The organism is Streptomyces fuscichromogenes (genome assembly GCF_014645815.1).
Lineage (GTDB): Bacteria > Actinomycetota > Actinomycetes > Streptomycetales > Streptomycetaceae > Streptomyces > Streptomyces fuscichromogenes.
The window spans coordinates 1-4,427 of sequence record NZ_BMML01000082.1; the positions used below are offsets into that span (position 1 = coordinate 1).

Here is a 4,427-nt window from a genome sequence, read left to right on the forward strand (position 1 = left end):
ACGGCGACCTGGGCCGGTTCATGGGCGAGTGGGCCGAGCTGATGGACGAGCGTGTCGAGCGGCTGGGCCAGCGCGTCGCCGAGGAGCAGCCGGAATGGGCGCTCGACCGGCTGGGCCCGGTGCCCGAGGACCCGATCGAGCGGGCCAGCTGGGAGCTGCGCGCCGGCCGCGTCGAGCGGTACCGCGAGGCCCACAGCTTCGACCAGGAGGCCGACGCCATCGGGCAGGCCCCGCCGCCGGGTGCCGTCGAGGCGCTCGCCGACTGGGAGCGGGCACGCCGCGCCCTGGGCGTGCCGGATGAGCTGGCCGACATCTCCCGCGCGAGCGAGGAGAGCCTGCGCCAGTCGGTCGAGCGTGCCGAGCGCGAGGAGGCATGGGCGCCGCCGTACGTCGGTGACGAGATGGCGAAGTCGTTCGGAGCGGCGCGCGACTACGAGGACCAGGCCGTGCAGATGGAGCTGCGTGCTCAGGAGATGGCGGAGAAGGAGGCCGCCGAGCACGAGGAGCGCATCAACAAGGCGATGGTCGAGGTCTCGAAGGCGACCGGCTACAACGAGCACCAGCAGGCCCTTGCCCAGGCGATGGCGCTGCAGCAGGTGCCCACGCTCCAGGCCGAGGTCGACCCGAGCGCGCTGGTCAAGGACACGCTGGAGCGTGCGGAGACCAGCCGGGACATCGCCGAGTCGATGGGTGAGCGGGCGCTGAAGTACCAGGAGGTTCACGAGACCCGCGAGAAGTGGTTCGCCGAGACGCAGCAGGTGCGCGAGGAGGCCGACTACGCGCGGATCGAGTTGGAGCGCCGCAACCCCGTCGCGCCGGAGCCGGAGCCGGCCGAGCCGGAGTCGGCCCCGGCCCCCGCGGCGCCGAAGCCGCACTGGTCTGTCGAGGAGGAGCTGGCGAGGGCGATGGAGCAGGCCCGCGAGGCTCAGATGATCCTCGAACAGCGTGCCCAGGAGCGGGAGCAGGAGGCGCAGCGGGAGCGCGAGGCGCAGCCCGCGGCTGAGGAGGTCGAGCGCGAGCGCCGCGACAGCGGCATGGGCATCCATGACGAGTACGCGCGGCTGGGCCGGGAGATCGCCGAGGCCGACCACGACATCGCGGCAGCGGGCGGCAGCCCGGCCGCCATGCCCGAGCCGGAGCCCGTGATGGCCCCGCCCCCGGCGCCGGAGCCCCCTGCTCCCCCGGCTCCGGACTTCGACATCGACATCGACATGTAGGACCCGGGCCAGCGGTCAACCCGCTGGCCCGCTCCGTTTCCTGGCTGTGTGTCCGAGGAGGCCGCTACCTTGAGCGATATGGCCGAGACATCGTGGTGGAACCGGGGCGGCCCGCAGCCGCCGGCCCAGCCGACCCATGCGCCCGCAGCGGCGACCCTGCCGCCGCGGGTCGTACGGTCGCGCGGCGAGCTGGAGAAGCTCCGCGACGACGCGATGGCCTCGCAGTCGATCGAGCCGGGCGACGTGCGGATGATCTGGGTCTCCCCCGAGGGCGTGGCGAGCGCGCTGGAGGCCATCATCCACACCACCCGCTGGCTGCTCGGCGAGCGTCAGTGGGCGCCGATCTCCCGCGAGATGTACGACTTCCCGGACCTGCCCGTGCCCCTGATCCGCACCCACGCCGAGGACGCGATCTTCGGCTACAAGTGGGCCGAGACGTCCGAGTGGTACGCCGGCGGTGTGAAGCGGACCGTCGAGTGGGCGATGTCCACCGACGTGGAGCGCCCCATCTTCGAGTGAGCCCGTGCGCTGACCGCGCCCGCAGTACCACGCCCGCCCCGGCTGGGGCGGGCGTTCGCGCATCAAGCGGGCGTTACGGGGGCGGAAGCGGGCGTCCGTGATGTGTTGATCTCGGCTGTGCCCATAGGCTCCCGCCATGCTCATCGCGAACATGTCGCCCCGCACCATGGCCAAGACCACCGACACCGGGTGGCTGTCGCACGCCCTGGTGGAGGACGAGGAGGCGTACGAGGTCGAGGGGTACGACGCCGACCACAGCAAGCAGTTCTGGAGCTGGAGCCAGCCGCACAAGGGGAACTTCGCCTTTCCCGTGCACCTGATGGCGTCCGCCCAGTTCCACAAGGAGGTCGTGCCGCCGACGGGGAAGACCATCGCGATGGTGGACTGCGGGCACAGCGAGAACCACCCGCACATCGCGGACTCGGTGCTCCGCATCGCCGACCTGGTGATCCTGCACATGTCGCCGACCGCCGGGGACTGGGAGCGGATCGTCGAGCCGGAGGACGCGACGCCGTTCAAGGACATCCTGGCCCGCAGCGCCCCACTGAGGGCCACCGGCAGGAAGCCCGAGACGTGGGTGCTGCTCAACCGCACCGTGGCGAACGCGGGCTCGACCGGCTACTACCGCGAGGAGATGGCCAAGGAGGGCTACAACGTGTTCACCACGGTGATCCCGCGCAGCGAGCGCTTGGCCGACTCCATCGGAGCCCCGGTGGAGGGGGCCGCGAAGACGGCGTTCGGCTCACTGGTGACGGAGATGAAGAAGCGCGGGCTGCTGCCCGTCGGCGAGCAGGAGGCCGGCCGGTGAGTCCCTCCCAGAAGGAGATCCGAGCGCAGCGCGCCGCCGCGGCCGAGGCACGGCGGAAAGCCGAGGAGGAGAAGGCACAGACGGCCGCGCCCGTCGCGCCGACCATCCCGGCCCCGGCCGGAGAGGTCGAGCCGTCGCCGCCCACCGCCGATCCGGAGCCGTACCGGCCCCAGCCGTTCACGCCGGATTTGATTCCGGAACCCGTCGAGGTCGAAGCCGTGGGCGAGCTGACGCCCCAGGAGGTCGACGACCTGGGGCACTGCGAAGCCGCGTTCGCCAACGGCAACCGGGCCGAGTGGATGAAGTGGAAGGCCGCACACGCCGTTCGCGGCCGGCGCCTGTACCGCCGGGGCGGGCGTACGTGGCCGGACTACTGCCAGGACCGGTTCGGGGAGTCGGAGTCGGAGGTGAACCGGCGGATCCAGCAGTGGCCCCTGCTCAAGGCCATCACCGAGCAGCAGGACCAGCCCCGCGCGATCCCCGACTCCCACGTCCAGCAGCTGCTGCCCATGGTCGAGCAGCACGGCCAGGACGTGACCGCGCGCGCGTACGTCGCGCTGCGGGTGTGGGCCGCCGAGCGCCGCCACCGGGTCACGGCCAACGTGGTCGACGGCCTGGTCGAGTTGGCGCGGGCCGCCGAGCCGCCCGCGCTGACGACCTCGAACACCTTCCAGCTGGCGATCGAGGCGGACCCGAAGCCGAAGGCGGCACGGTCCAGGAAGAAGGAACTGCGCAAGGCCGAGGCGGAGACGGCCCCGGCAGACGATGCGACGGACGCCCAGGAGCAGAGCGGGCCCGAGACTGCGGGTCACCCAAATTTGGGTGACTCAGGGGGCGGTGGGCCCGAGGCCGAGGTCGAGGCCGACGGCGACGAGGCGGTGGTCGATGCCGAGATCGTGGACGACTCCCCGGCACATCAACGGGCCAGCCGTACGCGTGACCTGCTGCAGGGGATCCTGGTCGGGATCGAGGCGGGCGGGGTGCAGGACGCTCCCGCCGAGCTGTTGAAGGAGATCAGCGCCGCGGCGCTGGCCATCTCGCACGGGGTCGAGGAGGTCCTCAAGAACCGGTAGCGGGCGGGCAACGCAGAGGGGGAGTCACCCAAATTCGGGTGACTCCCCCTTCTGCTGCTGCCGGTCCGGTCAGCCAGCCGGGTCCTTCTTGCTGGTCTTCTTCTCCGGGTCCGGGCGCCGGGCAACGTCCGCGCTGACCCAGTCCATCAGCCCGTGGTCGGCGAAGTCCTCGTATTCGAGCGCGTCGTCCCCCTCGTGCGGGATCTCATGGAGCGGCTCGCGCAGGCTCTCGCTGACGTAGCCGCACTCCTTGAGTTCGTCCTTCATGAACTTCTCGATGGCCGGCCACCACCGCATGTGCCACTCGGCCGCGCGCGTCGGTGGGGCCGTCTTCTCGTACGACCAGTGCCAGTAGGCGCACAGCCACGTCAGCTGGATCCGCAGCTGCTGGTGGCGGAACCAGCACGGCCGCCACACGTCCTGGGCGTAGACCGGCAGCAGGATCTTCCCGCACCAGGTCAGCAGCCAGTCCCACAGTTCCTGGCACTGCTCCTTGTCGAGGTTGGTCCAGTCCGGTGCCGTGCCCGGCCCCTCCGGTTCCTCCTCTTCCTCCTTGGCCTTCAGCTTCTCGACCGATTCGACGACTTCGCCGAGCAGCTTCCGCAGCCCCGCGATGGCGTCGTCGTACTCCGCACCCTCCAGCGCCTCCAGGCGCTCGACGACGTTCTCCATGCCGGAGGTGAGGGTGGTGCGGGTCTCCGAGAGGTCCCGGGCCAGGGCGAGGAGCATGTCCGCCGGATCGAGCTTCATCAGAAGTCCCCCATCTCGTCAGCGTTGCGCCGCCGCCGGGTCGGCCGGGCCGGGCCGGTC

General features: G+C 71.3%; 4 protein-coding genes and 1 pseudogene. 4 read left to right on the top strand and 1 reads right to left on the bottom strand.

The window, feature by feature from the left end; genetic code table 11:
- The 4 genes and pseudogenes from IEZ11_RS50090 to IEZ11_RS50105 all read left to right on the top strand — a co-directional run.
- A pseudogene (locus IEZ11_RS50090) lies at positions 1–1,217 on the top strand (MobF family relaxase); the annotation flags it as partial.
- Between the two features lie 78 nt (positions 1,218–1,295).
- Positions 1,296–1,736 (top strand): hypothetical protein, encoded by a 441-nt coding sequence (locus IEZ11_RS50095; RefSeq protein WP_189269805.1) that lies wholly within the window; start codon positions 1,296–1,298, stop codon positions 1,734–1,736.
- Positions 1,737–1,872: 136 nt separating this feature from the next.
- Entirely contained in the window at positions 1,873–2,544 is a 672-nt protein-coding gene (locus IEZ11_RS50100; RefSeq protein ID WP_189269806.1) for a ParA family protein, read from the top strand.
- Positions 2,541–3,617 carry a hypothetical protein gene (locus IEZ11_RS50105; RefSeq protein WP_189269807.1) on the top strand — a complete coding sequence of 359 codons (1,077 nt, stop codon included), beginning with the start codon at positions 2,541–2,543 and terminating at the stop codon, positions 3,615–3,617. The genes IEZ11_RS50100 and IEZ11_RS50105 overlap by 4 nt, the downstream gene beginning before the upstream one ends.
- A gap of 69 nt (positions 3,618–3,686) precedes the next feature.
- Here IEZ11_RS50105 and IEZ11_RS50110 read toward each other — a convergent pair whose 3' ends face one another.
- Positions 3,687–4,367: a hypothetical protein gene (locus IEZ11_RS50110; protein WP_189269808.1), complete on the bottom strand. Its 681-nt coding sequence runs from the start codon at positions 4,365–4,367 to the stop codon at positions 3,687–3,689.
- Positions 4,368–4,427: the final 60 nt, after the last annotated feature.